Annotated in this window: 18 protein-coding genes; 10 read left to right on the top strand and 8 right to left on the bottom strand. The window is 41.5% G+C overall.

Annotation, left to right across the window (positions count from 1 at the left end; genetic code table 11):
- Positions 1 to 2: 2 nt before the first annotated feature.
- From NYP55_RS02690 to NYP55_RS02670, 5 genes are all read left to right on the top strand, one after another.
- A complete protein-coding gene (locus tag NYP55_RS02690; RefSeq protein ID WP_018640756.1) occupies positions 3 to 1,634 on the top strand; it encodes a peptide ABC transporter substrate-binding protein in 1,632 nt (543 codons plus the stop codon).
- 214 nt (positions 1,635 to 1,848) lie between these two features.
- Positions 1,849 to 2,775: an ABC transporter permease gene (locus NYP55_RS02685; protein ID WP_004131972.1), complete on the top strand. Its 927-nt coding sequence runs from the start codon at positions 1,849 to 1,851 to the stop codon at positions 2,773 to 2,775.
- Between the two features lie 12 nt (positions 2,776 to 2,787).
- Positions 2,788 to 3,777 (top strand): ABC transporter permease, encoded by a 990-nt coding sequence (locus NYP55_RS02680; protein ID WP_415688277.1) that lies wholly within the window; start codon positions 2,788 to 2,790, stop codon positions 3,775 to 3,777.
- A 23-nt stretch (positions 3,778 to 3,800) separates the two neighbouring features.
- The gene (locus NYP55_RS02675; protein WP_415688278.1) at positions 3,801 to 5,828 is read left to right on the top strand and encodes a dipeptide ABC transporter ATP-binding protein; all 2,028 of its coding nucleotides are present in this window, start codon (positions 3,801 to 3,803) and stop codon (positions 5,826 to 5,828) included.
- Positions 5,829 to 6,010: 182 nt separating this feature from the next.
- A complete protein-coding gene (locus tag NYP55_RS02670; RefSeq protein WP_004131977.1) occupies positions 6,011 to 7,495 on the top strand; it encodes a sensor histidine kinase in 1,485 nt (494 codons plus the stop codon).
- A gap of 8 nt (positions 7,496 to 7,503) precedes the next feature.
- Here NYP55_RS02670 and NYP55_RS02665 read toward each other — a convergent pair whose 3' ends face one another.
- The 4 genes from NYP55_RS02665 to NYP55_RS02650 form a co-directional block, all read right to left on the bottom strand.
- Positions 7,504 to 7,776, bottom strand: a complete 273-nt coding sequence (locus NYP55_RS02665) for a WhiB family transcriptional regulator (protein WP_004131981.1) — start codon at positions 7,774 to 7,776, stop codon at positions 7,504 to 7,506.
- A 154-nt stretch (positions 7,777 to 7,930) separates the two neighbouring features.
- On the bottom strand, positions 7,931 to 9,706 hold the full coding sequence (locus NYP55_RS02660) for an FtsK/SpoIIIE domain-containing protein (RefSeq protein ID WP_415688279.1): 1,776 nt from the start codon (positions 9,704 to 9,706) through the stop codon (positions 7,931 to 7,933).
- Positions 9,707 to 9,802: 96 nt separating this feature from the next.
- Entirely contained in the window at positions 9,803 to 11,152 is a 1,350-nt protein-coding gene (locus tag NYP55_RS02655) for an LCP family protein (protein ID WP_020757527.1), read from the bottom strand.
- Positions 11,153 to 11,285: 133 nt separating this feature from the next.
- Positions 11,286 to 12,767, bottom strand: coding sequence for an LCP family glycopolymer transferase (locus NYP55_RS02650; RefSeq protein WP_032812806.1), 1,482 nt, complete (start codon positions 12,765 to 12,767; stop codon positions 11,286 to 11,288).
- A gap of 100 nt (positions 12,768 to 12,867) precedes the next feature.
- Between NYP55_RS02650 and NYP55_RS02645 the strand changes: the two genes are divergently transcribed.
- On the top strand, positions 12,868 to 16,179 hold the full coding sequence (locus tag NYP55_RS02645) for a glycosyltransferase family 2 protein (protein WP_016800775.1): 3,312 nt from the start codon (positions 12,868 to 12,870) through the stop codon (positions 16,177 to 16,179).
- 72 nt (positions 16,180 to 16,251) lie between these two features.
- Positions 16,252 to 17,877: a DUF5719 family protein gene (locus tag NYP55_RS02640; RefSeq protein WP_004574641.1), complete on the top strand. Its 1,626-nt coding sequence runs from the start codon at positions 16,252 to 16,254 to the stop codon at positions 17,875 to 17,877.
- A gap of 24 nt (positions 17,878 to 17,901) precedes the next feature.
- On the opposite strand, the gene NYP55_RS02635 is transcribed toward NYP55_RS02640, so the two are convergent.
- Entirely contained in the window at positions 17,902 to 18,330 is a 429-nt protein-coding gene (locus tag NYP55_RS02635; protein WP_004131993.1) for a metallopeptidase family protein, read from the bottom strand.
- A 118-nt stretch (positions 18,331 to 18,448) separates the two neighbouring features.
- Between NYP55_RS02635 and NYP55_RS02630 the strand changes: the two genes are divergently transcribed.
- Both NYP55_RS02630 and NYP55_RS02625 read left to right on the top strand, forming a co-directional pair.
- A complete protein-coding gene (locus NYP55_RS02630; protein WP_032812807.1) occupies positions 18,449 to 19,258 on the top strand; it encodes an HAD-IIB family hydrolase in 810 nt (269 codons plus the stop codon).
- A gap of 105 nt (positions 19,259 to 19,363) precedes the next feature.
- Positions 19,364 to 20,101: a ComF family protein gene (locus NYP55_RS02625; RefSeq protein WP_472781533.1), complete on the top strand. Its 738-nt coding sequence runs from the start codon at positions 19,364 to 19,366 to the stop codon at positions 20,099 to 20,101.
- A gap of 72 nt (positions 20,102 to 20,173) precedes the next feature.
- Here the strand turns inward: NYP55_RS02625 and NYP55_RS02620 are convergent, their stop codons facing one another.
- The 3 genes from NYP55_RS02620 to glgB are packed head-to-tail and all read right to left on the bottom strand — an operon-like array spanning position 20,174 to position 24,356.
- Positions 20,174 to 21,322 (bottom strand): sensor histidine kinase, encoded by a 1,149-nt coding sequence (locus NYP55_RS02620; protein ID WP_115761585.1) that lies wholly within the window; start codon positions 21,320 to 21,322, stop codon positions 20,174 to 20,176.
- The gene (locus tag NYP55_RS02615) at positions 21,294 to 22,043 is read right to left on the bottom strand and encodes a response regulator transcription factor (RefSeq protein WP_004131998.1); all 750 of its coding nucleotides are present in this window, start codon (positions 22,041 to 22,043) and stop codon (positions 21,294 to 21,296) included. The genes NYP55_RS02620 and NYP55_RS02615 overlap by 29 nt, the downstream gene beginning before the upstream one ends.
- A gap of 42 nt (positions 22,044 to 22,085) precedes the next feature.
- Positions 22,086 to 24,356, bottom strand: coding sequence for a 1,4-alpha-glucan branching protein GlgB (glgB, locus tag NYP55_RS02610; protein WP_472781532.1), 2,271 nt, complete (start codon positions 24,354 to 24,356; stop codon positions 22,086 to 22,088).
- A gap of 146 nt (positions 24,357 to 24,502) precedes the next feature.
- On the opposite strand from glgB, the gene NYP55_RS02605 reads away from it, so the two are divergent.
- Positions 24,503 to 25,099 carry a CarD family transcriptional regulator gene (locus NYP55_RS02605; protein ID WP_346284357.1) on the top strand — a complete coding sequence of 199 codons (597 nt, stop codon included), beginning with the start codon at positions 24,503 to 24,505 and terminating at the stop codon, positions 25,097 to 25,099.
- The last annotated feature ends 31 nt before the right edge of the window (positions 25,100 to 25,130 follow it).

Genomic DNA, 25,130 nt, shown 5'->3' with positions numbered 1-25,130 from the left:
ATATGAAGAATAAGGCATTACTTTTTGCCGCAGCTGCGTGCTCGGTTGCTATGCTGCTCGGTGGATGTGGTTCTTCTGCCTCGAAGACCGCTCAAACAAATGGTGGCAAGGTTGTTATTACTGTAAACAACTCCGAGCCTCAGAATGAGATTGTTCCAGGAAACATTAACGAAAATGCTGGTGGTCGCATTGGTTTGCTGGTCAACTCCACGTTGGTCACTTTTGATGAAAAAGGCAATACGGTAAACGAAGATGCCGAGAGCGTAACTCCAAACGCGGATGCAACCCAATACACTGTTAAGCTTAAGAAAGATAAGAAGTTCAGCGATGGCACTCCAATCACCGCAGAAAGCTTTACTAAGGCTTGGAGCTTTGTAGCAAACGCTAAGAATGCTCAGAAGTGCTCTTCCTTCTTCCAAACCATTAAGGGCTACGAAGACTTGCAGAAGAATGATACTAAGGGCGACGAGCAGCTTTCTGGCTTAAAGGTTGTAGATAAGTACACCTTTACTGTTGATTTGAACCAGCCAGATTCTGTGTTTGCTATTAAGGTTGGTTATCTTGCATTCGCTCCTCTTCCAGAATCCTTCTACAAGAATCCAAAGGCTTATGGCGAAAAGCCAGTTTCTTCTGGTCCATACCTCTTTAAGTCTTGGGATCACAACAAGCAGATTGAACTTGTAAAGAACCCAGCATACGAAGGTCCACGCAAGGCTCAGAATGACGGCATTACCTTTAAGATCTACACCGACGGCACCGCTGCTTACCGCGATGTTCAGTCTGGCAATCTTGATATGACCGATAACATTCCAGATACCGAAACCAAGACTTTCCAAAAGGATACTACTGTTAAGGCATACAACCGTCCAGGTTCTGTAATCCAGCAGTTCGGTATTCATGCAAAATTGCCACATTTCGATGTAACTACCGAAGAAGGCCGCTTGCGTCGTCAAGCTGTTTCTATGGCAATCGACCGCGAAACCATCATCAAGAAGGTTCTTAACAACACTGCATCTCCTGCAAACGAGTTCACTTCTCCTTTGACTCCAGGCTACAAGGCAGATCTTAAGGGTCACGAAAATCTTAAGTTTAATGCCGCAAAGGCTAAGGAGCTTTGGGCAAAGGCAGATAAGATCTCTAAGTATGATGGTCCTCTTACCTTTACTTACAACGCCGATGGCAACGCTAAGTCTGTGTTCGACGCAGTTGTAAACTCCCTCAAGAATCATCTTGGAATTAATGCTGAAACCACTCCAGTTCCAACATTCCAAGAGTTCCGTAACGCATGCGAACAGCGTCAGGTTAAGGGTGCATGGCGTGCAGGCTGGATGCCAGATTACCCAAGCCCAGAAAACTACTTGACTCAGGAATTTGCTTCTGTTGCTGCAGATGGCAATGGCTCTAACGAAGCTGATTACAAGAATCCTAAGTTTGATGCTTTGCTTAAGAAGGCTGCTTCTTCTAAGCCAGCTGAGGCAACTAAGCTTTATCAGCAAGCTAACGAGATTCTTCTTGAGGATCTTCCATACATCCCACTGTTCTACGCGAACGCTAAGGCTGTTATGGTTCCAAGCTTGAAGGGCTTTGTAATGGATTGGCAGAATATGCCACTTTACTACAAGCTCCACAAGTAAAGATTAAAATCAAGTAGCTATTAAAAATAAATCATAATTAAATAGCATGTAAAAACGTGCTGCTGCCTTCGAATGGCGAATAAAATTACAAAATTCTATCCGCTGTTCGAGGCAGCACTTTGTGTTTTTACTTAGGTTGGGTTAAATCAATATGCAAGCCACAAGTTGGGTGTGTGCTATGCGAATTTTTAAGTAAATATATAAGGAGAAACCAATGGGTAAATACGTTCTGCGTCGTGTTTTGCAGATGATTCCTGTGGTTCTCGGCACAACATTGTTGGTATACGCTTTGGTGTTTGCTTTGCCTGGAGATCCAGTAAAAGCAATGTTTGGCGATAAGCCAATTAATCATGCTGTAGAAGCGCAAATTCGTGCCGAGTATAATTTGGATAAGCCATTTATTATTCAATATTTGTTGTTCTTAAAGAATGCGCTTACTCTTGACTTTGGCCATACTTTTGCTGGTCAGCCAGTAATTGACGAGATTGGCCGCGCATTCCCTGTAACCATTAAGCTTGCGTTGATGGCGTTTGCTTTTGAAGCCTTATTCGGCGTAGCTTTCGGCATAATTTCTGGCTTAAAGAAAGGAAAGTGGTACGACAGTGTAATCCTGGTTGTATCACTTCTTCTTATTTCTGTGCCAACATTTGTTACTGGCTTTATTGGCCAATATTTGTTTGGTGTTAAGTGGCATATTATGCCTGTTACTGCAAGCAATGATCCTGGATTCTACGATCTTCTTCTTCCTGCAATAGTTCTTGGATCCGTTTCAATGGCATATATTATTCGACTTACAAGGTCGGAAGTTTCGTCAAACATATCGCTTGATTACGTGCGCACGGCTCGCGCAAAGGGCTTAAAAGAAGGCTCCGTTATTGTTCGACACATTTTGCGTAACTCGCTTATTCCTGTTGTTACATTCTTAGGTCAAGATTTGGGCGCTCTTATGGGCGGCGCAATGATTTCGGAAACAATCTTCAACATTCATGGCGTTGGATTCCTTACATATCAAGGAATTCTAAAGGGAGAAGGAAACCTTGTTGTTTCTATAGTTACGCTTCTTATGTTGATATTTGTAGTCAGCAATCTTCTTGTTGACATGTTGTACGCGGCTCTAGATCCGCGCATTCGCTACGCGTAAGGAGAGCACATTATGGAAGATAATTTGATGGAAGATAATTTGACTACAAATAATGCAAATTACAATACATTGCCAGGTCAGGAACGCTATGTTGCTCCTCTTGACGATACGCCTCTTCAAGAAGTTGATTCTGTAGACGAATCCGCTCCAGCTACAAGCATGTGGGCTGATGCTTGGCGATCTTTGCGCAGAAATCCATTGTTTATTGTTTCTGCAATTTTGATTATTGCGATTATTTTTGTTGCGCTCTTCCCAGGCGCTCTTACAAAGCACAATCCTAATTATTGCGCTTTGGAGCACTCGCTTGAGCCAGCTTCTGCTGCGCATCCGTTTGGATTTGACATGCAAGGATGCGATATTTATGCTCGAGTTGTATACGGAACACGTACATCTTTAAGCGTTGGCTTGCTAGCAACGGCTTTAGTGGTGTTAGTTGGTTCTCTAATCGGCGCTTTGGCTGGATTCTTTGGCGGATGGATTGATGCGGTTCTTAGCCGAATCACCGACATCTTCTTGGCTTTGCCAATGCTGTTAGGTGCAATCGTAGTTTTGCAAATGTTCCGCACATCTAAGTCGATTTGGAAAATCGTGTTTGTTATGGTTCTTTTTGGATGGGTAGGCGTTGCTCGAATCGCAAGAAGTGCTGTTATGGAATCCAAGAATCTTGAATTTAACACAGCATCTACCGCTTTAGGTTCTACTCCAATGCGAAACTTGTTCCAGCACATTATTCCAAACTCGCTGGCTCCAATCATTGTTGTAGGTACAACTTCTCTTGGCTCTTACATTGTTTTGGAAGCAACACTTAGCTTCTTGGGTATTGGTTTGCCAACTACAACAGTTAGCTGGGGTGTAGATATTTCTACCGCTAGAAATGTTCTTACTACGAATCCAGAAGTCTTGTTCTATCCGTCTATTGCGCTCGCTATTACCGTTCTCGCCTTTATTATGATGGGCGACGCCGTAAAAGATGCGTTGGATCCAAAGAGCCGCAAGGCGTAAGTTAGCGTGGAGGAATAGTGATTATGAACACAGCAACACGTAAAAATGTAGATACTATTGCAATGCAACGCGAGCAGGGTCCTTTGTTGGAAGTCAAAAATCTTCAAGTTGACTTTACAACGGATTCTAAAAAGGCCGTACACGCTGTTCGCGATGCAAGCTTTAACGTTTACCCAGGTCAGTGGGTTGCAATCGTAGGCGAATCTGGTTCTGGAAAGTCCACTTCTGCAATGGCAGTTCTTGGTTTACTTCCTGGAACAGGTCACGTTACGGGTGGTTCTATTAAGCTTAAAGGTCAAGAAATAAGCAATCTAAAGCCTAAAGATTATGCGGCTTTGCGCGGTACAGCAATGGGCTTGGTTCCGCAAGACCCTATGAGCAATCTTAATCCTGTTTGGCGAATTGGAACTCAAGTTAAAGAAGCTCTTCTTGCAAATGGCGTTGACGTTAGCCATGAGAAGCGCTCCGCTTTGGCAGAAGCTTTAGCAGGAGACGCTGTAGAAGTTAAAAGCAACGAAGACGAAATCTTCCTTGGCTCTAAAGAACTGAGCGCATTATTAGACGAAGCAAAGCAAGCTTTGGCGCAGGCTGGTCTTAGCGAGCAAACGAATGTCGAAAAGTTTAATGAAGCTATGGAATACTACAAAAAAGAGTGGGTTCCAGGTTCTGAAACTCGTTGGCGCGTTGCAGACGATTTAATCAAGTATGGCGTAGATGACGACAAAGCTTGGGAAATTGCCAAAAAGTATGTTGTTGGAGCAAGCGTTGAAGACCGCATTGCTGGTTTGCTTGATGAAGCTGGTTTGCCAGATGCTGCGACTCGCGCACGTCAGTTCCCGCACGAGTTTTCTGGCGGCATGCGTCAGCGCGCGTTAATTGCGATTGGCTTGGCTTGCCGACCAGATTTGCTTATTGCAGATGAGCCGACTTCCGCACTAGACGTGACTGTGCAAAAGCGCATTCTTGACCATTTGCATACGCTTACTGATTCGCTCGGAACGTCTGTTTTGTTTATTACTCACGATTTAGGTTTGGCTGCAGCTCGCGCGCAGCACGTTGTTGTTATGTATAAGGGTCGCGTTGTTGAGTCTGGTCCATCTTTGGACGTTTTGCAACATCCGCAGCATCCGTACACTAAGCGACTTGTTGCTGCCGCTCCAAGCTTGGCTTCTCAGCGAATCATCTCCGTTAAGGAGCATGGCGGCAACGCGGATAATTTGCTTGAGCATCACGTAGTGGGTGAGCAAACTCTTGAAAAGAGCGAGCATATTATTACAGTCGACCACTTAACGCGCGAGTTTAAGCTTCCGCGCAAGAAGGAGCTTTTTAAGGCTGTTGACGATGTTTCGTTCTCTATTAAGCGCGGAACAACGTTGGCAATTGTGGGCGAATCTGGTTCTGGTAAGTCTACTGTTGCAAACATGGTTTTGAGATTACTAAAGCCAACAAGCGGAACTGTTACTTACGAAGGCAAGAATATTGCTGACTTAAAGGGCGCGGATTTGCTCGATTTCCGCCGCCATGTTCAGCCAGTATTCCAGAATCCTTACGGTTCGTTAGACCCAATGTATTCGATTTATCGTTCGATTGAAGAGCCTTTGCGAATTCATAAGATTGGAAGTAAAAAGAGCAGACAGAATCGCGTACGCGAGCTTTTAGATATGGTTCGCATGCCTGCTTCTGTTATGACTCGATTCCCGAACGAGCTTTCTGGTGGCCAGCGTCAGCGCATTGCGATTGCGCGTGCAATGGCATTGGATCCAGACGTAATCGTTTGCGATGAGGCTGTTTCTGCATTAGACGTGCTTGTGCAAGATCAGGTTTTGCATTTGCTTAACGATTTGCAAGCAGAGCGCGGATTAAGCTACTTGTTCATCACTCACGATTTGGCTGTTGTTCGTCAGATTGCGGACGAGGTTGTTGTTATGCAACACGGCAAGCTTGTTGAGCATGCTACAACCGACGAAGTGTTTGATCATCCTCAAAAGGAATACACTCGCGATCTTCTCGACGCAATTCCAGGTGGAAATTTGGAGCTTGGATTGGATTAGTCGCAAGATTCGTATTAGTGCAAGCTAATAGATGCAGATAAAAGTGCAGGAGCTAAAACTTCTGCACTTTTGTTTTATAACGCGCTTTAATAGACTTTAGAATCTTGGTCTGTTTATTTGGTCTGTTTATTCAGTCTGCTTATATTCGCGTGTTTATATTCGCGTGTTTATATTATTAAAACATGGCTGATTTTTCTCATATTCTTGCAACGCGTCCAGATTTTGACGAGTCGGATCGCGAATGGTTGCATCACCTTGTAGCAGATTGGCAAGTAATAGCAGATTTAAGTTTTGCAGACTTGCTTTTGGTTATTCAAAATGGCAATGGCGATTACGTTGTAGCAGAACAATGCCGTCCGTCTACAGCAATCACGCTTAGAACCGAAGATTTACTCGGCGTAAAGCTAGATGAATCAATGCATAATGAGCTAGAAGCAGCAATGAGTAAAGAAACAAGTTTCCACTCTTCTGTGTTAAGAACTGTTGGCAGAGCTACTGTTTGCAACGTTTACGCTCCAGTTCGCCACAACGGCAAAACGCTTGGTCTTGTTCTTAGGGAAACAAATCTTGCAACAAGAGAATCAAACGGTAGGTACGAGACGGAAAGCATTAATGCTGGCAAAACGTTGTTCGACATGATTGCGCGCGAGCAGTTTCCGTACCACGATTCAATGCTAAATCAGCGCCACAATGCTCGAGTTGCAGATGGTTTTATTATTTTAGAAGAAAGCGGTGTTGTTCGTTATGCTTCTCCAAACGCAATCAGCTGCTTCCGCAGACTTGGCGGATTAAACACTATGCAAGGCGAGTTCTTGTGCGAGTTTGGAGCGCGTCTTCTTCACACAAACGATGTTGTTCCCGAAAGCTTGCCTTTAGTTTTAAGCGGTAAAGCCGATGTTGATTGCGAGTTAGAAGTAAATAATTCCGTTGTTTCTATGCGCTCGCTGCCGCTTTATGGTCCTAACGATAGAACTGGTGCAGTTGTTCTTTGCAGAGATGTTACGGAGGTTCTTAGAAGAGAAAAGGAGCTTCAGACTAAGAACGCTACCATTTCCGAGATTCATCATCGCGTTAAGAATAATCTTCAAGCTGTTTCTGCTTTGCTTCGTCTTCAAGCTAGAAAAACTAAGTCGTACGAAGTTAGAAAAGAGTTAGAAGAAGCTCAAAGGCGAGTTCAAACTATTGCTCTTGTTCACGAAGGTTTAAGCCAGACTGCCGATGAGGTTGTTGACTTCGACAAAGTGATTTCTAGCTTGCTTAAAATGACGATTGAGCTTGCTTCGCAAAATCAAAATATTACGGTTGATTTTTGTGGTAAATTCGGCAAGCTTGCAGCTCAAGACGCAACGCCTCTTTCTCTTGTTTTAACCGAGCTTGTTACCAATGCTGTTGAGCATGGTTTTGAAGGAATGAGCGAAGGCCATATTACGATTTCTGTTGGTCGTGGCGGAGACAATCTTAGTATTGTTGTAGAAGACAATGGCGGCGGAATCGAAAGCGAATCCTTGCATGGAATGGCAAAGTCTTCTGGATCTGGATTAGGCACTCAGCTAATCAACACTTTTGTTACTAACGATTTTGGTGGCACTGTTAAGTGGGAATCGCGCAGAGAAGGCGGAACTCGCGTTTTGCTGGATATTAAGCTGCGTGTGCCTGGAGTAGAGTAGTCTATTACTTAAAATTCAGTGCTTTGATTTCTGCGCGCTCGCATTGCTCTACGCTTTAGCGAGCGCCTTTCATCTTCGCTAAGTCCGCCCCAAACGCCGTAATCTTGGCTTGTTTCTAGAGCGCATCTTAAGCAATTGTCGGCAACATTACAAGTTCTGCACACCGCTTTGGCTTCTTCAACTTGCTGATTGGATGAGCTGTTGTTTCCTACTGGGAAGAAAAGTTCAGGATCCTTATCTCGGCAAGCTGCTTTTGCACGCCAGTCGAATGCGCTACTCATAAGTAAATAACCTCTTTTTAATACGCGTATATTTTTACTAAATTTGCTAGATTTTGTATAAAACTATCCGCACTCCAGGAAAGCATGAATATAACTTTTTTTCAAGACTTTTACAAAATTTTTTTAATCTTTTTGAGTGATTTAAGTCATATTTTTATGTAAAACTCAATATTTGCAGCAAATTAGCTTTTCCAGGAATCACCATTATGCATCTTCCTGGTGTTTGATAATCTTCCACGCTTAGTGTTTTTAGTAAGTCGGTAGGTATTCCAAGCATTGAGTCTGTTGCAGCATCGCCTGTTGGGAAGATTATTCTTACTGGCGCTTGCTCTGGTATGCGTATGTGTCTTGCGTTTTGAGCGCAAAATATTACTGTTGTTTTAGTGTCTTTTAGTTTGCATTGCAATTCTTTAGACTTTTCGTCGCTGTTAAAAGGCTCTAAAAGTGAGTCTGCGTTGTCTTGAATGTGAATGTTTTTTGAATCAAGATTTTGCACACTAATAGCATTTTTAATCACATTTATAAGATTAGACTTTCCTCGTTTGCTTCCGCCAATAATCGCTATGTTTCCAAGATTTGTTGGCAAAATTGCTTCGCTTAGGTTAATTCCATCGTCTTTTAAGCCGATTAAAAGTCCAAACTCGCTATCTTTTGTGTTTTTGCAGTATTTATTAAGCGTTGAATTATTTAAGTATCTTGGTAGTGGAGCGCTAAACAATTGCTTAGGAGTTTTGTAGCAATAGAATTTTCCAGCCAATTCGATTGCTTTTATAAGCGAATTTTTATTTTGACTTTGTGAACATTGTAACGCCACTATTCCGTCTCCTGTATTGCAATATGCTGCTCCAGGCTTATTCGGGTTTATGCTTGCGGCGGCAGGAGACCCAAGTAGCTCGTGCGATTGCATTGCATCTCTAACTCTTAAACAAATGTTTATAGACATATTCGCCTTCATATCTGCGTTTACTTGTCCCATTGGGTTTTGTGTGCATGCTATAAGATGCATTCCAAGGGACCTTCCAACAGAAGCTATGCGTATTAGGCGATTCATGTAATCGGGTAGTTGATTTTTAAGAGCATGGAATTCGTCTATAACAATCACCATTGAAGGCTCGCTTGGTTTTACTTGACTAATATCGTGGCAGCCTTGATTTGCCACCAATCTTTCTCGCCTGTCTAATTCCATTTCTAATCCGCGCAATGCTCTTGCAGCATGCTTAAGATTTAAGTCTCCAACGTTTCCAACGCTGTGTGGAAGCGTGGAAAGAGAATCGAATGTAGCTCCTCCCTTAAAATCCATAAACACAAATTGCAATAATTTAGGTGAGTATTTAAAAGCTAGAGCCAAACACCAAGATGTTAGTAAAACGGATTTTCCAGACCCTGTTGTTCCTGCTACAAGCGCGTGCGGCCCATTTTTAACAAGATCTATACAAAAATAACCGCTGCTGTTTATTCCAATCGGAGCTTCTAAAGAGTTTTTAGAAGACACTAGCCAAGCGTATACAACATTTTTCCATGGAGGAACACGATTTTGCATGTTTTTAGAGTAATTTGTAGAAACGATTTGATTTGCGTTATTAATCAGCATTGCTTCCAGGTTTATTGGAACAAGAGTTTCTGGAACACCTTTAATATGAGAGTCGACTGTTGTTTTGCTAAAGTGAACGCTTTGATTCGTATTATTCTTTACTAAACTTTTGTTGTTTTTGTTTGAATTGTATTGAACAATTTGCGGTATTAAGCAAGCAATATACATCATTATGCTAGGAACAATCATTGCAAGCATCATCCAACTTTTTTGCAAAAACGCCATTATAGCAAGAGCAATATTGGCTAAAATAGGCACAATATTTGCCATTATTTGCATCCAAAACATTGGTTTTGAAGCTATGCTTTTAGTATTGTTTGCATTGTTTTCGTATTCCATAACGCAATAGTGTATTGCGATTAAGAAATATGCAAGTAAAAACTATAAATGTGGTTAAAGGCTAAATTGGCTAAATATGATTAGCTAAAATTATGTTTATTGCTCTGCAAGCGTTCCAACGTTTCCAGGCGCATGCGTTCCAGCAGATAATTGATCGAATAATTCAATGTTTTTAGCATCGTCTAACAAAACGGCTGATCCAACTGAATACACCCAATAATCTGGATTAGTCCAATAGACTGTTCCTGTTACGCCGTCTTTTCCTGTTGCTTCCTTAAAAGCAAGACCCATGTTCAGCAGTGTTCCAGGATTTGAGTTTTCGTCTAATATTGCAGAATCAAGCGATGCTTTTGCAAAGCCTTTTACTTTCGAGAAGTTTGTAAGCGTGCTGCTAGATAAAGCTTTTTTCATTATTGCGCTAATTACCATTCGCTGTCTTGCAGCTCTTCCAAAATCAGATTGAGGATCCGCATATCTCATTCTAGAAAATGCTAATGCAACGTTTCCGTCTACGCTGTGGCATCCTGCAGTCCAATTAAGCCCACTGTAGACATCGCTAACTGTGCGATCGTAGCATAAGTCTATTGTTCCAAGCGAGTTTACAACGTTTGTAAGTCCTGCGAATTTTATTTCTGCAACGTGGTCTATTTTGTGACCCGTAATTTTTTCAACGGTTTTTGTTAATGCTCTATTTCCAAGATCTTGTGCAACTGTGTTAATCTTCATTTGCTGGCCGTTTACAGAAACTAGCGAGTCTCTTGGAATGGATATTAAGGAGCTGTGCCCACTTACTGGTTTTGTTAAAACAAGAATCGTATCTGTTCTAAAACCAGTTATTTCTTTTGCTTCTTCGCCTTCTCGCTGATCCGATCCCAGGATTAGCCAAGTTGTTTCTTGAGTATCTGGAGTATCCGTTAGCCAATTATCTCGCTTAATTTGAGAGTCAACCCAGTTCCAAGATAAAACGCCTAGTGCTCCTACAAGAATCAATATTGTTACTAAAAGCAGGGATAAGTACTTTAGTAAGCGATGTTTTTTTCTAAAAGCAAGAGTTCCAGCAGAAGAATTACTTGCTATTGGTCTAACTTCGTTTTGACTAAAGTTTTGGATTCTTTTTGAAGTAAAACTAGATGCACTTGCATTGTTTTGGCTTAAACGCTGACTTTGTTCGGGGTAGTATTGCTCGCTATATGCTTGTGTGCCAGTGTTTTGCGTGCGATAATTTTGCGAGTTTTGGCTTACTTTTCTAGGCTTTGGCTCAAACGACGGTGCACGCTGAACAGTCTCTTGCTTGTTTAATTCGCTGTTTTTATGCGCGTTATTGTGTGCGTTTTTAGGCGGAAAGCTCGGTATTGAATTCGCGTTTTTATTGTGTTTATTCGATGGAGTAAAGCTAGGTGGATTATTTTGATTCCCCAAAGCGTCTTCTGGACGTTGCTGGCTCATTTATCCTCCCTAAGCCATACATTTGCAATATTGATGGCGTCTATATGTATGCATAATTATTAGTGAAAACTACCAATGGCATTATAAAACAACGTAGTTATAAACGATTTAACAACGTGCTTTTTCTAGTGTATTATCTTCCTTTTGGAACAGCGCATATTGTATTATTTAGGTATTTATCTGCAATTCCCATGTAGTGACCAGTTTGTGGGTTTCTTATTGTTCCGTCTTCTGGGTTAACGATTCCGCCGCTATTTGGATCAATAAGTCTGCCTAAGCTGTCTTTTGCTAATCCAGTTTTTGGATCCACGCGCCCAATTTTAACTGCATTTGGATCTGCATAGGAATTAGAGGAATTAAGGCTATTCTCGCCAGAATTTGTAGACTCCGCAGAGTTGTTAGAATCTGCACTAGAAGAATCGGAGTTCTCTTTAGAATCAGACTTTTTGCCATTTTTTGCGTTCTTTTTTGAAGACTTTTTACTTTTACTTGGTTTTTCGCCTAAATCTTTAGTTAACGGCTTATCTTCTTGCATTAAATCCCAAACGTCTTGAGCACTTTCGTCTAAAATAACACGATTTGCATCGTATGGGTCGGTTGTAATCGGTATTGTTTGCGCGTAAATGTGCGAAGGTTTTAGATTACGAAGACTTGCAGCTAAACCAACCAGTGTTGTAGGGTTTGCAAGACCCTGGCTCATATTAAGTGACTTTAGAGCTGATTTTGCAAGTTGATAAAGCTGACTCGACTGTGTTAGAAGATTCTTTGATAGAGCTTGATGAATAAGTTGCTTAAGAAGATATTGCTGGCGCGTTGTTCGCATAATATCGCTTCCGTCGCTTGCGCTGTCGTGCCTCATTCTTGCATATTGTGTTGCTTGCACGCCATCAAGGTGTTGAAGTCCGCGCTTTAGATTAACGCCCGTGTAATAATCCCTAGTGTTTACAGGAATGCACAAGGTTACTCCGCCAATCGCGTTAATCATATCGCTTAAACCGCTAAAGTCTGCAACAATAAAATCTGTTATGTTTAAGCCAGTAATTTCGTTTACTGTTGCAAGCGTACATGATGCTGCGCTTGCTAAGTCGCCTCCCTTAGCGTAGCCAAGTGCGAAAATCGAGTTAAACATAACTTTACGTCTAGCTGGAATTCTGCCTTTAGACGTATTGCACGATGCGGCTTTAACCATTGAATCTCTTGGAATTGAAACAATGTTTATATAAGACCTGTCTGCGCTGATTTGAACAATCATTGCTGTGTCTGATTGATGATTTTCGTCTTCTCCACCGCCCTGAAAAGCGCGATTCTTACCTTCTCGAGTATCTTGACCAAGAACAAGAATATTAATAGTTTTACCAGCATTAGGGTCTATTGACTGAATCTGTTTGGCGCTTGTTGAGATGGTTTTTATAACGCGCGAACTAATAGTAGAAGAAAAGTCAAGCCATACGGATGCGATTATTGTAGTTAAAAAGGTTAGAACGGCAATAATTGCCATGCAAATGATTTTACGAGTATTATTAAGCATTTGACTATTGAGAGTATGGTGTGGTGCAGATGAGTCCCAATAGTTAGTTTGGTACCGACGGTCTTGATTATACCGAGAGGCTGCCATGCTTCCTTCTTTCGTAAATGCACATATAAATCACCATTATAGTGTATTCTATTGAGATTTTAACATGCATAATACATACCCCTTGCGTAAACTGTTATGTATGGATTCAATAACCGCTGAAACTTGCACTTTTGAAAACGATGTTTTACAAGTCTTTTCTGCTATGAATAGAATAAAGCCTCGCGAGGTTGATTCTTCTATTGTTTCAATAATGAGCGTTGAGCAAGATACGCGGTTTTACGAAGAAACTTTGCAAGCGGTTATAAATCAAAGTGTTCTTCCTGGAACTATTGTTGTAGCTGATTGTGCTAATAGAACACAAAAAGAGTTAGTAAAGTCTTTTGACGTTCAAATAGAGCCAACTCAATTATCGGGATTAATTTCTAGTGCAGATTTTTCCAACGGAAATCAAGCTTTTAGTAATGCGTATGGCAATGCGTACAGTGGCAATAATGCTGAATCCTACAAACAATATAAGCAAGTAAAAGTTGTTATTCTTCCTATTAAGTCTGCAAAATCATTTGGAGATGCTGTAGAAAAGTCTTTAAGAAAACTTTTGCCATTGCAAGGCGTTAAGTCGTTATGGCTTTTGCACGACGATTCAAAACCTTGCGATTCAAAATGCTTGGAAGCTTTAAGAGAGACTTGGCGAAACACTCCAACAGCTTGCGTTCTTGGTGCAAAACAAGTTGATTGGCAAGGAAAAATTCTTCATAACGTTGGCATGTATGCGTGGAAGCATAAAGTGCATTCACTTAGCGTAGAAGGCGAGCCAGATCAAGAGCAATACGATTTTAGGGGAGACGTTTATTCTGTTTCTCTTGCAGGCGCTTTAGTTTCGCTTAGCACTTGGCAGACAATGCGAGGAACTCAGCCTTGGCTTACCACTTTTGAAGAGTCTAACGATTTTTGTAGGCGAGTCGTTTTAAGCGGTGGGCGAGTTGTTGTTGTACCACAAGCCAGAATCGCGCATAGAAGAGCACGTTTTGACGGTCTTCGCACTAGGAGTGGCGAAGAGCGCGATGCAGAAAAAACCAATATTTGCTACGGCTTAGCTTATTCGATTATGGCAAAGCAAAGATACATGTATACAGATGTTAGCGTTATTATGTGGCCTCTTATTTGGCTTTGCTCTGTTCCAATGTCAATAATCCGCGCACTTCAATCTTTGTTTGCTAAGCAGCCGTATGTTGCGTTTATGCGTCTTATGCTTCCTTGGATTGCGTTAGCGCAATTACCTCGCGCTATTTTTGCAAGAAGACGAGTGTCTAGAGTTTCAAAAGTTTCCTTAAAACGACTCACTTCTCTTATAGCAAGTCGTAGTCAAATTACGCGTTGGAAAGACAAAACTATTGCTTTTAAGACTCAAAAAAAGGGTGTTATTTTAAGTCCACTTGCAAGAAAACACTTGCATAGAAGAGTTTTGTTTAGGTGGAGCGCAGCAATTTGTGCATCTCTTCTTGTTTTTGCAACCGTAATACTTCTTTACGGAGCGCCAATTAACAAGATTCTTTCTGGCTCTTCGCTTTATTCAAGCCAGCTTCTTTCTACTGGAACAAGTTTTAGCGATTTATTTAATGCTGCGATTGGAGCATACATTCCAGACGACGGTTTTGCATCTCCTCTTCCTCCATCTCCGCTTCTTATGATTTGGATGCTAGCTTCCATTGTGTTTGGTGGTAACACGCTAGCTGCAATAAACGCCATATTTTTCCTTGCTGCCCCCGCTATGCTACTAAGTTTTTGGGCGCTCGCAGGCGTCTTTACTAGATCAGACATTGTGCGAGTGTGCTCTGGTCTTTGTTGGACAATGATTGCGATGGCTTTTGGCGTTTTTGCTAGAGGCGATTTGCCAATGATTCTAACAATGGTATTTTTGCCAGCTGCATTTGCGTTCGCTTTCCACGCTGTAGGAATGTACGTTACAGAAGACCCTGTTGTTCCAGTTGCGTCAATCCAAAGCGCAGCTTGTGCATCTTTGTGCTTTATGGTTCCACTTGCTGCAAGTCCTCAGCTTTTGCTGCCAATGTTTGTTATTTTTGTTGCATCAATAATTATGGTGCGCTCGCATCGTTTTATGCTTGCGCTAATGCCTGTTCCATCTGTTTTGGTTCTTTTGCCAACACTTGGTAGCGTTGTGCGCTATTTTGGAACTGGAATGTGGCGTCAAATTTTTGCTAGTATGGCTTTGCCTTCTCAAAAAATAAATGGCGCTCCTAGAGCTAGTAGTTATATAGATGTTTTGCTTCGAGCGTTTAACATTGATTTGAATCATTTTTCTTCGGGTTCAATGTTAATTTTGCAACTTCGCGGAATAATCATGATTGTGTTCGCAGCCTTAGCTGTACTAATGGCTTTGTGCGCGCTTGCTCTTCCGTTTGCTTTAAGAGCTTCAAGAATGATGTGGGTTGTAATAGTTAGCGGAATGGTGCTTTCTTTAGTCGCTTGCCGCGTTGTTGTTGCATCCGATTTTGACGGTCCTATTAGTGCAAGTGTTCTTCCAGGCGTAAGCTTGAGCGCTCTTGGTGTTCTTGCATGCATGTGCATGGTTGCAGGAAAAGCAGTTCGTAGATTTGAGCCTTTGCGAAAATCTAATTCTGCTAATCAAGACAATAATCCAGACGATTACACTACTCGCGTTTCTAAGCGTGCAGCTATGAATCGTTCTGCTAAAGCAATGATGAAAAAGCTTATTCATCTTGCAAGAGGAATTTTAGCTTTTGGAATTTTTGCAGTTGCTGCTTTGCTTGGATTATTTGCGATTATTAGCGGACCTGTAACCTCCGTTTACGCAAGCGATAGTGGCCTGCCAATGGTTGTTTCGGACTACCTAAATAAGAATAGTGCAAATCGCGTTCTTGCGATTAAAGCTGTGAATAGTCGTGAGTTGAATATTTCGCTTATGCGTACCGCTCGTGGCGATTTAGTTGACTTATCTCCATCTTTACAAGTTAGAGATGTTTTATATGGGCATTCTCCTAGTACGAATACGCTTTATTACGCGGCTTCTAAGCTTCTTTCTCACGCAAGCGATGAGTCGATTGTAACCTTAAAGCAGCTTGGTATTGGCGGAATTTACATTGTTAATGATTCTAAAGCCAAAAACGATTTAGCGGCTAATAATTCAATGATTAGCTTAGAAGGAGACGCAAATAAAGACGCAACAGAAAAATTGATTGCAAACGTAAACGCTTCGGAAGGAACTCAGCTTGTTGTTTCATCTAGTCATGGAACGTATTGCAGATTCGACGATGTAGCAGATATGTCTTCTTCTAAAACTTCGATTTATAGCCATTCGCGTCCGCTTTCTTGGAGAATTCCATGGATTGTTGTTTTTGCTTTAGTGCTGCTATTGTATTGCCTGGTTGCTTTGCCTCGTTTTAACAGCAATAACGTAATAGAGCGTGAATAATTAGAGCGTGAATAATTAGGATGATTAGTTAGAAGCTATGATTGATTAGACGGATAAATGGCAGGTAGATTAATGAAGTCAGATACGAATTCTAAAAATAGTCATCGTCATGCACAAGATGCTGCTTCGATTAGCGCTTCTGTTCGTTTTAGAAGATTCAAACTGTGGTCTTTGTCTATTTTAAGCGCAGCAATACTGGTTTCTTGTGCAGTTGTTGCGTCTTGCGTATGCCCACTAAAACAGCTAACAGACGACCCGATTTTTCCTATTGGAAGCGTAGAAAAGCGTGTTGGTTCTACAAATTTGCAAACAGTTTGCCCTAGCAGAATAGCTCTACCAGATTCAGCAAAATATGGCGATAGCGAGTTTCAAGAATCCGAAGGAGACTTAAAGTCAGTATCCAGATATGCGTCTTTTGGAAGCGTTTACAAGTCCACTCTTAATGGCATAAAATATGCTGGCGATTCTAAAGATTTAGTTAACAAATCTTTTAACAATCCTTCTAGTTCTTCTAGTGATCCTAGTGATTCAAGCGAAAGCCAAGATAGAGCTTATTTTGCAGAAAGTAATGTAGATAAAGACGCTCAAGTTTTGGAAAGTAGTCTTTTAAGTGCGCAATCTGGAACTGGGTCTGCTGCATCTGTTGCATCTTGGGCTAAAAACGGCGACTTAAAAGGCTTATCGGCCACTTCTTGCGTATCTCCTTCAATGCGCCAAAACTTTATTATTCCAAGAATAGCGGAAGGTGTTTCTGTAAGATTAAACTCTGTTAATCTTTCGTCTAAGCCTACTGTTGTAAGCGTTAAAGCGTGGTCAACTAATAAATCGGGCGCGCAACTAAATCTTTCTACAGGAAGCACTTTTACTGTTCCAGCGCATAGTGACGCTTACTTTAACATTTCTGCAGCTGCAGAAAAGTCGGATGGCCTTTATATTCAAGTTTTAAGCGAACAGGCTCCAGTTTCGTCGTTCGTTAAGTTTATTCGTTCATCTGGTCTTGTTTCTAAAGGCGTGGATGTTATTTCTCCGCAAGAATCAGCATCTTTAGAGCCTGTTTTGCCAGGTGTTATTGAGGGTGATCAAGCTAAAGCTTATATTTGGTCTAATAAAAGCGGAAAAGTCGATTTGTATTGGCTTGATGATTCTGGAAAAAAGAGCATAAAGCAAGTAGATTTTAGTGCAAGACAAATTCAAGTTGTTGATTTACCAGAAGTACCTAAGGGCGTTGGGGCGATTTTTGCGCAAAGTAGCGTTCCGATTTTTGCTATGGCTTCTGTTGAAAAAAGTGGCAAAGATGGTCAAAGCGATATTGCTTTTGTTAATTCAGTTCGTTCTATTACAAATAGTGCGCTTGTTTCCCCATTTTCTGCAGACGAAACTTCGCTACATATTGCAAACGGATCTGTTGATAATGCCAATGTAAAGATTAGTGCTTACGATTCTTCTGGCTTAAAAGTAGCGTCTAAGACTATTGAAGTTAAGTCTTATACTGTTTCAACGATTTTAGCGAAAGATATTAATCCTAAAGCTGTTATGTTTACTATTAAATCTAAGTCTGGCGTTTCGTTTGCGTCTAGGATTCAATCAAAAGCAGTAAACGATGCTGGTTTTGCAGGCGTTGCATGGATTCCTTCTAAGTCGCTTGACCCTAACAGTATAAGTGTTAAAGTTCGCTCGAATCCTTCGATTGTAAAGTAGACTTAGGGCTTTTTAGGCTGTTATTTACAATCCCCAATCTGGGTCGATTTCTTCTGGTCTTCTTCCGTACAATTCTGCTAAACGTTGCACTATTTCGTCTCTAATCGCGTATTGAAGCTCAGCTCTGCTAGTAACGTGTGTGCATAGTGGAAGTCTGTACAAAACTATTCTTTGTGGTATTCCTTTAGATGCAGGAAAAGCTTGAGACATTATTCTTTTATTACTTTCCCACAAAACTGGCTGGCTTGGAGGAACATCTTCTACAGCAAATTGAACGTCTTTTATAAGATTTGACCAAGCACTGTTAAGTCTTCTAATTTGAGCTGCTACCATTGAATCGAACATTCCGCTGGCTGTTCTGTATCTAGGAAGTCGCGTGCCAAACATTGGCGCACGCATGCCGCGTCCGTGGCGGTTTCTATATCTTTTTTGTTCCCATACTAAAGACGTCATACACTTAACTTTATTTGTACGCTAGGGCATTTGATTAATATGCAAACACAAAACGGTGTAGTAAATATGTTGATAATATGGAATACTTGAATTGCACAGTTTGTACAGGAGGAAAGCGTTGGAGCCAAATATTCATGAGTACAATGAGCAGGGGATTTGTGAGCGTCTTGCTTTGTGTTCGCTTATTGGTTTTGACTTAGACAACACTCTTGCATGTTCTAAAAAGCCTATGACTAGTCCAATGTGCAAGGTTTTTGGCGATTTAATCAATAAAATGCCAATTGCGCTAATTACGGGTGGAGACTTGCGACTTGTTAAAAGTCAAGTTCTAAGCGTTTTGCCTGCTTCTACGAATTTAGACAATTTTCACATTATGCCAACTAATGGAACAAGCTATTATCGAATTGTTGATGGCAGTCTTAAATGCGTGTATTCTCACACGATTTCCGTAAAAGACGCAAATCGAATTATTTGCGTTGTTAAAGATTGCGCTAAAAAAATGGGATTGCTAAAAAGTAGTGGAGACAAAGACCTTTGGGGTAGTCAAATAGAAAATCGTGGTACTCAAATCACTTTTTCTGCACTAGGGCAGCTTGCTCCAATCGAACTTAAAAAGGATTGGGATCCTAGCGGCAAGCTAAAGGAGCAGCTAGCTGAACAAATTTCTGCATATTTGCCCGACTTTTCTGTGCGAGCTGGCGGAGAGACAAGTGTTGATATTGTTTGCAAAGGAAACAACAAGGCTTATGCTCTTGATTCTCTTTGTAGTATTTGCGAAATTTCGCTAAAATCTGTTGCTTTTGTGGGAGATCGTATGTATAAAGGTGGTAACGATTACCCAACTTCTTTAACAGGAGCGCTTGCGATTTGCGTAAAAAATCCTAATAACACTTTTGAATTATGCTCTAAGCTATTGGCAAGTCTTTAAGTAAAGTCTTAAGTAAATACTTAACTAAAGTCTTAAGTAAAAAGCCTTTAACCACATTGCTCTAATTTTATTGCCATTTGTTTTTAGCATTGTTATCGTCTTTTTATGATTTACAAAAACCTTAACAAAAGCAAACAAAATCGGCTTATTTCCAACGTTTCTTGGGTAAATTTGCTTAAGACCATTCTTAATCTTGCTTTTCCAATTTCTTGTGCTGGCTGCTCAATTGCAGATTGCGTACTTTGCAAAGAATGCAAATCAAAGTTTAGTAAGTGGCATATGGATCCGTTTAGCGGAGTGTTTTGCAAAAATATTTATTCTTGTGCAACATACGGATGGGCTGTAAGAAGGTGTATTTTGCAATGGAAAGATCATGGAAACCAACTTTTAGATAAGCCTTTTTCTAACTTGCTTTTTAGCTTGATTATTAGTGTTGTTGGAAGCTCAAGCAAAGTGGCCATTATTCCAGTTCCTTCGTCTTTTGCGTCTAAAAGAAAGCGCGGAAGAAGTCATATGGATCCAATAGCTAAAAATGTTGTTAAAAGTCTTAAAAAACAAGGCATCGATGCTACTTTTGTTAAAGCAATTAAAATGATTAATGTAAGGGGAAAATCGGTTCAAGCAAGGGGGAGTAGGCAAAGGTCTTTGCGCACGTCTAAAGGTTTATCTGTAAACGTAAAGGGCATTAAAAGCGGGTGCAAAGTGATTATTATAGACGACATTATTACCACGGGGTCTACGCTAAAAAACTGTGTTAAAGAGCTAAATAAAAGCGGTGTTACTGTTTTTGCATGTTTTGCGCTGGCTGGAGTGTGGTCTAAAGAAAGCGTTTTATACTCTTAGATTTGCGTGATTATGGGCCTTGCATGATTATGAGCCTTGCGCGATTATGCTATTAAAGTTTGCGCAATCTTTCTATTCGCTATATGTAAGCGGCAATGTTATCTCAAAATTAACTCCGCGCTTATCGTCTACAACTCTAATGTTTCCGTGATGAAGCAGAGCAGCCCATCTTGCAATAGAAAGTCCTAATCCAGTTCCTCCAGACTCTGTTCCCATTCCTTGATTTCCCTTAACAAATCTGCGGAAAATGTCTGCTCGATTTTCTTCAGGAATTTGTGTTCCAAAATTAATAACATTGCAAACTAAAATATTTTTTTCGTGATTCGACTTAGCGCTTATAAGAATCTTAGTGTTGTCTGCAGAATGTTTGATTGCGTTAGATACTACGTTTGTAAACAATTGAGATAGGCGATTTTTGTCTCCAACAAGCATAATGTTGTTCTCAATATTAAGACTTATGCTGTGATTGTGACCCGCGTCTGCGATTTTTACTGTTTCTACAATGTTGTTAATAAAGTCTTTAAAGTCAAAGCTTGTAATAACAAGGCTTTCTGCGCCTGCTTCTACTCTAGATAAGTCAAGAAGAAAAGTGATTAAATCAGCTAATTTATGTGTTTGATTTACGATTGCTTCCATATTGGAAGGCGTTGGCTCCACAACGCCATCTGCAAGGTTTTCTACCATTGCTTGCAAAGCGCTAACAGGCGTTCTAAGCTCATGGCTAACGTTTGCTATAAGGTCTCGGCGCATGTTGTCTGCGTGCTCTAGTTCTTCTGCCATCTCGTTAAAAGCAAGAGTGAGTTTTCCAACTTCGTCTTTTCTGCTTTCGATTTGAACACGCACAGAATAGTCGCCATCTGCCATCGTTTCTGCAGCATCGCGCATTTGTCTAAGTGGGGAAGTTAATCCTCTAGAAAACGCGTATGTTATTCCTAATGCAACTGCAAGAGTTAGTGGCATTGCAATCCAACCACTTAATCCAACTTTTAGTAAAAACCATGCCATAACAAATGCTATAGCGGTTGCAAAAACAATAATCGCAGACAATTCGCCTTTTAATGACGTAAAAAATCCTATTGCGCTTTTAGGATGAGGCAGTGGGTTTTTTAGTGGGCTTTTTAGAGTATTCTTCATTGAATTTTTTAATGAACGCTTTAGCAGATTGCTATTTTTTATGTTCTTATGATCTTTGCTATTTTTGAGAATCAAATTCTGGCTCATAATCTTCTTTAGGTGGCTCAAAAGCGTAGCCTACTCCATGTATTGTGCGAATCCAATCAGATCCAATCTTATGTCTTAAAGATTTAACGTGGGAATCAACTGTGCGCGTTCCCGAAGCATCTGGCCAATCCCAGACTTTTTCTAAAAGCGTTTCTCTTTTTAACACTTCGTGAGGATGATTTGCAAAAGTCGTAAGTAAAGAAAATTCTGTAGGCGTAAAGTGGATTGCTTTTTCGCCAATCGTAACAAGTCTCTGCTTTGTGTCAATAATCAAGTTTCCAAACTTAATTAAAGTGTTGTATTGTTCTCTTTTTGCTATTATTGCAGCGCGCTCAACTCTTCTTAAAAGCGCACCGCATCTTGCAATAAGCTCTCTAGGGGAGAATGGCTTTGTAACGTAGTCGTCTGCTCCTGCGCTTAGTCCAGCCAACTTATCTGCTTCTGAGTCTCTTGCTGTAAGCATAAGAACAGGAATCGGGCATTTAGATACTATTCTTCGCGTTGCTTCTATGCCATCCATAAGCGGAAGCATAATATCCATGATTATAAGGTCTGGTTTTAAGCTTAACGCTGCTTTAACGGCAGACACTCCATCGCAAACAACTCTAGCTTTCCAACCTCTAGCAGCAATTCTTTGTGCTATAGCTGTAGCTAAATCTGGCTCGTCTTCTACAACAAGAATTGTTCGAGGAGCACTTGTTTGTAATGGAGTGTCCAACATTTTACCTAGTTTAGATTCCTTTTTAGCTATTTAATTATTAACTTAATCTAGTGGCTTAAGGAATACAGCTCCAAGTGCTGGAACAGTAATCCTTGCAGAATACGGCCTGGAATGATACTCTTCGGCTGCAGCAGTAAATGTGCCGTTGTGAATATCGGATCCGCAATACTTAGCGTCGTCTGTAGTAAGAATCTCTTGCCACTTTCCGCCCTTAGGTAATGCCACTTGGTAATCTTGCCAAGCTTGACCAGAGAAGTTAACAACAACAACGATTTCTTCGCCGTTGTCTCCGATTCGCATGTAGCTTAATGTATTGTGGTCGGAATCGTCGCTAGTAAGCCACTGGAATCCGTCTGGCGTAAAGTCTTGGCTCCAGAATGCCCTAGAGCTCTTATACAAAGCATTAAGATCTGCAACCAGCTTTTGAACTCCTTGATGGAATGGCCATTGAAGCTCGTGCCAATTAAGCGAATTGTTGAAGTTCCATTCGCAAGACTGGCCGATTTCTCCGCCCATAAACAGAAGATTCTTTCCTGGGTGAGACCATTGATACGCCAAGAGCGCTCGAAGGCCAGCAAACTGTTGCCATTCGTCTCCAGGCATCTTTCCAAGAAGAGATCCCTTGCCGTACACAACTTCATCGTGGCTAAGTGGCAACACGTAATGCTCGGAATACGCGTAAACCATAGAGAATGTGATTTCGTTGTGATGCCAACGGCGATTAATCGGCTCTTCTTTAAGGTATTGCAAAGTGTCGTGCATCCAGCCCATGTTCCACTTTAAGCCAAAGCCTAAGCCGCCCATGTCTGTAGGAGCAGTAACGCCTTGGTATGCAGTGGACTCTTCTGCAATCATCATAATTCCAGGATTATTCTTGTATGCAGTAGCGTTTGCTTCCTTAATAAAGTCGATAGCTTCAAGGTTTTCGCGTCCACCATACATGTTTGGACGCCATTGGCCAGCTTTGCGGCTGTAATCCAAGTAGAGCATAGAAGACACGGCATCTACTCGCAAAGCATCAACGTGATATTCGCTAAGCCAGAAGCACGCGTTAGCAACCAAGAAGTTGCGAACCTCGTGTCTGCCAAAGTTAAATATGTACGTTCCCCAATCTGGGTGCTCGCCGCGAAGTGGATCTGGGTCTTCGTAAAGCGCAGTGCCGTCGAATCTACCCAAAGCAAAGTCATCCTTAGGGAAGTGTGCTGGAACCCAATCCATAATCACACCAATGCCAGCCTTATGGAGCTTGTTTACTAAGTACTTAAAGTCGTCTGGGCTTCCGAGTCTGGAATCAACAGCGTAATAGCCAGTAACTTGATATCCCCAAGATCCCGAGAATGGATATTGTGTAAGAGGCATAAACTCAACGTGAGTAAAGCCTTCTTGCTGAACGTAGTCAACTAAGTGATCTGCAAGCTCGCGATAATTGTCGTAATCGCGATTCCAGCTATTTGCTTGAACTTCGTAGATGCTAACAGGACCATCGTGTGCATTCGTCTTTGCGCGATGCTCAAGCCACTCGTTATCGTGCCACTTAAAGTCGGAGTCAACAACAACAGAACCAGTGTTAGGTGGAACTTCGTGCGAGCGCTCCATTGGGTCTGCCTTCATAATCCAGTTTCCAGCTTGAGTCATAATCTCAAACTTGTAAACCTCGCCTGCGCCTACTCCTGGAATAAAAAGCTCCCAAATGCCACTAGAGCCAAGTGAACGCATTGCGTGACGGCGGCCATTCCAATAGTTAAAGTTGCCAACAACTCTTACAGCGCGAGCATTTGGAGCCCACACAGTAAAGGATGTTCCAGTAACTTTTTTAACCATTTTGCCTGTTTCTGGGCTTACAAGACCCCAAGAATCAGTAATGCTTTTAACATGAGCACCTAGTGCTTCCCAAAGTTTTTCGTGCCTGCCTTCGCCAAACAGGTACATGTCCATATCGCCGATTTGAGGCAAGTAGCGGTACGGATCGTCGTCTACAGACTCAGTTCCATCTACCTCTACAGTGCGTATGCGGTAGCTAGGAACAGACCATTCTTTGCTTTTAGCGTGCTTAGTTGCAGGAATAGTGGCAACAAAAATGCCATTGTATTCGTGCTGAGCTTCGTATTCGCCGCTCTTAGTGAGAATTGTTACTTTCTTGGCCATTGGTCGTAAAACGCGAACAGTGGCAGTACCAGCGCCTTTGCCAGTTCCGAGATGTCCACCAAGGACCTCGTGCGGATTGTAATATTCTGCGTTGCTCACCGCAGCAAGCACGTCTTGACGAACGGCCACTGCGATTGCATCTTCATTGATGTTAGATACTGTACTCATGTTGTCTATCATACAACATTATTTGCGTATGTCTTGTGTGTTTTGAGTAAACTTTGGCTAATAAGTCAAAAAAATAATTTAGCAGCACTCAAGTCTTTGCCTTATGGGAAACTGAAATGAGTTTTTCTGTGCATACGGAGGGTTCTGTGGGTTATCAAGTCGGCGATATGGTCGTCTATCCTCGTCATGGTGCGGCTAGAGTCGAGGAAATTAGTGAACGTACTGTTAAGGGTGTTACTAGGCAATATTTGCGCTTAGTCGTATTGTCTTCAGATGGTTTAGAGATTAACGTTCCAGTAGATAATGTTAAAAAAGTTGGCGTTAGAGACATTGTTGGCGCCAAAGAAGTTGCTAAAGTTTTTGAGATTTTGCGTACGCCAATCATTGAAAAAGAAATGAATTGGTCTAGAAGATACAAGCTTAACGTTGAGAAAATTGCCACGGGCGATGTTAATAAGATTGCGGAAGTTGTTCGCGATTTGTCGCAGCGAGACGTTGACGAACACGGACTTTCTGCTGGAGAAAAGCGTATGCTTGCTCGCGCTCGCAGTATTCTTATATCGGAGATTGCGCTTTCGGAAAAGATTGACGAGGCTCAAGCAGAGCGTTTGCTTAATGTGAATCTTGGTTATGCTAATCCTTTGCCTGGAGACGAGGAACACCATACTCATGCTCCAGAAGAAGCAGCTGCAGATACTCTTAGATTGCTTGCGGAAAAGTCTAAAAAAGCTAAGAAGAAGTAAGTCTATTTTTATTAGCTTAAATTTTATTAGC

It is taken from the genome of Gardnerella sp. c10Ua_31, from assembly GCF_055700915.1.
Note: the sequence above shows the minus strand (reverse complement) of the source record. Positions and strands in the feature narration are given on the sequence as shown.

What these genes read in the sequence shown, in the direction of transcription:
- NYP55_RS02680 (WP_415688277.1), top strand. Translation starts at nt 2,788, where the DNA reads ATGGAAGATAATTTGATGGAAGATAATTTGACTACAAATAATGCAAAT.
- NYP55_RS02670 (WP_004131977.1), top strand. Translation starts at nt 6,011, where the DNA reads ATGGCTGATTTTTCTCATATTCTTGCAACGCGTCCAGATTTTGACGAG.
- NYP55_RS02625 (WP_472781533.1), top strand. Translation starts at nt 19,364, where the DNA reads ATGATTTACAAAAACCTTAACAAAAGCAAACAAAATCGGCTTATTTCC.
- NYP55_RS02640 (WP_004574641.1), top strand. Translation starts at nt 16,252, where the DNA reads ATGAAGTCAGATACGAATTCTAAAAATAGTCATCGTCATGCACAAGAT.
- NYP55_RS02645 (WP_016800775.1), top strand. Translation starts at nt 12,868, where the DNA reads ATGGATTCAATAACCGCTGAAACTTGCACTTTTGAAAACGATGTTTTA.
- NYP55_RS02685 (WP_004131972.1), top strand. Translation starts at nt 1,849, where the DNA reads ATGGGTAAATACGTTCTGCGTCGTGTTTTGCAGATGATTCCTGTGGTT.
- glgB (WP_472781532.1), bottom strand. Translation starts at nt 24,356, where the DNA reads ATGAGTACAGTATCTAACATCAATGAAGATGCAATCGCAGTGGCCGTT.
- NYP55_RS02665 (WP_004131981.1), bottom strand. Translation starts at nt 7,776, where the DNA reads ATGAGTAGCGCATTCGACTGGCGTGCAAAAGCAGCTTGCCGAGATAAG.
- NYP55_RS02635 (WP_004131993.1), bottom strand. Translation starts at nt 18,330, where the DNA reads ATGACGTCTTTAGTATGGGAACAAAAAAGATATAGAAACCGCCACGGA.
- NYP55_RS02615 (WP_004131998.1), bottom strand. Translation starts at nt 22,043, where the DNA reads ATGTTGGACACTCCATTACAAACAAGTGCTCCTCGAACAATTCTTGTT.
- NYP55_RS02675 (WP_415688278.1), top strand. Translation starts at nt 3,801, where the DNA reads ATGAACACAGCAACACGTAAAAATGTAGATACTATTGCAATGCAACGC.
- NYP55_RS02650 (WP_032812806.1), bottom strand. Translation starts at nt 12,767, where the DNA reads ATGGCAGCCTCTCGGTATAATCAAGACCGTCGGTACCAAACTAACTAT.
- NYP55_RS02655 (WP_020757527.1), bottom strand. Translation starts at nt 11,152, where the DNA reads ATGAGCCAGCAACGTCCAGAAGACGCTTTGGGGAATCAAAATAATCCA.
- NYP55_RS02690 (WP_018640756.1), top strand. Translation starts at nt 3, where the DNA reads ATGAAGAATAAGGCATTACTTTTTGCCGCAGCTGCGTGCTCGGTTGCT.
- NYP55_RS02660 (WP_415688279.1), bottom strand. Translation starts at nt 9,706, where the DNA reads ATGGAATACGAAAACAATGCAAACAATACTAAAAGCATAGCTTCAAAA.
- NYP55_RS02620 (WP_115761585.1), bottom strand. Translation starts at nt 21,322, where the DNA reads ATGAGCCAGAATTTGATTCTCAAAAATAGCAAAGATCATAAGAACATA.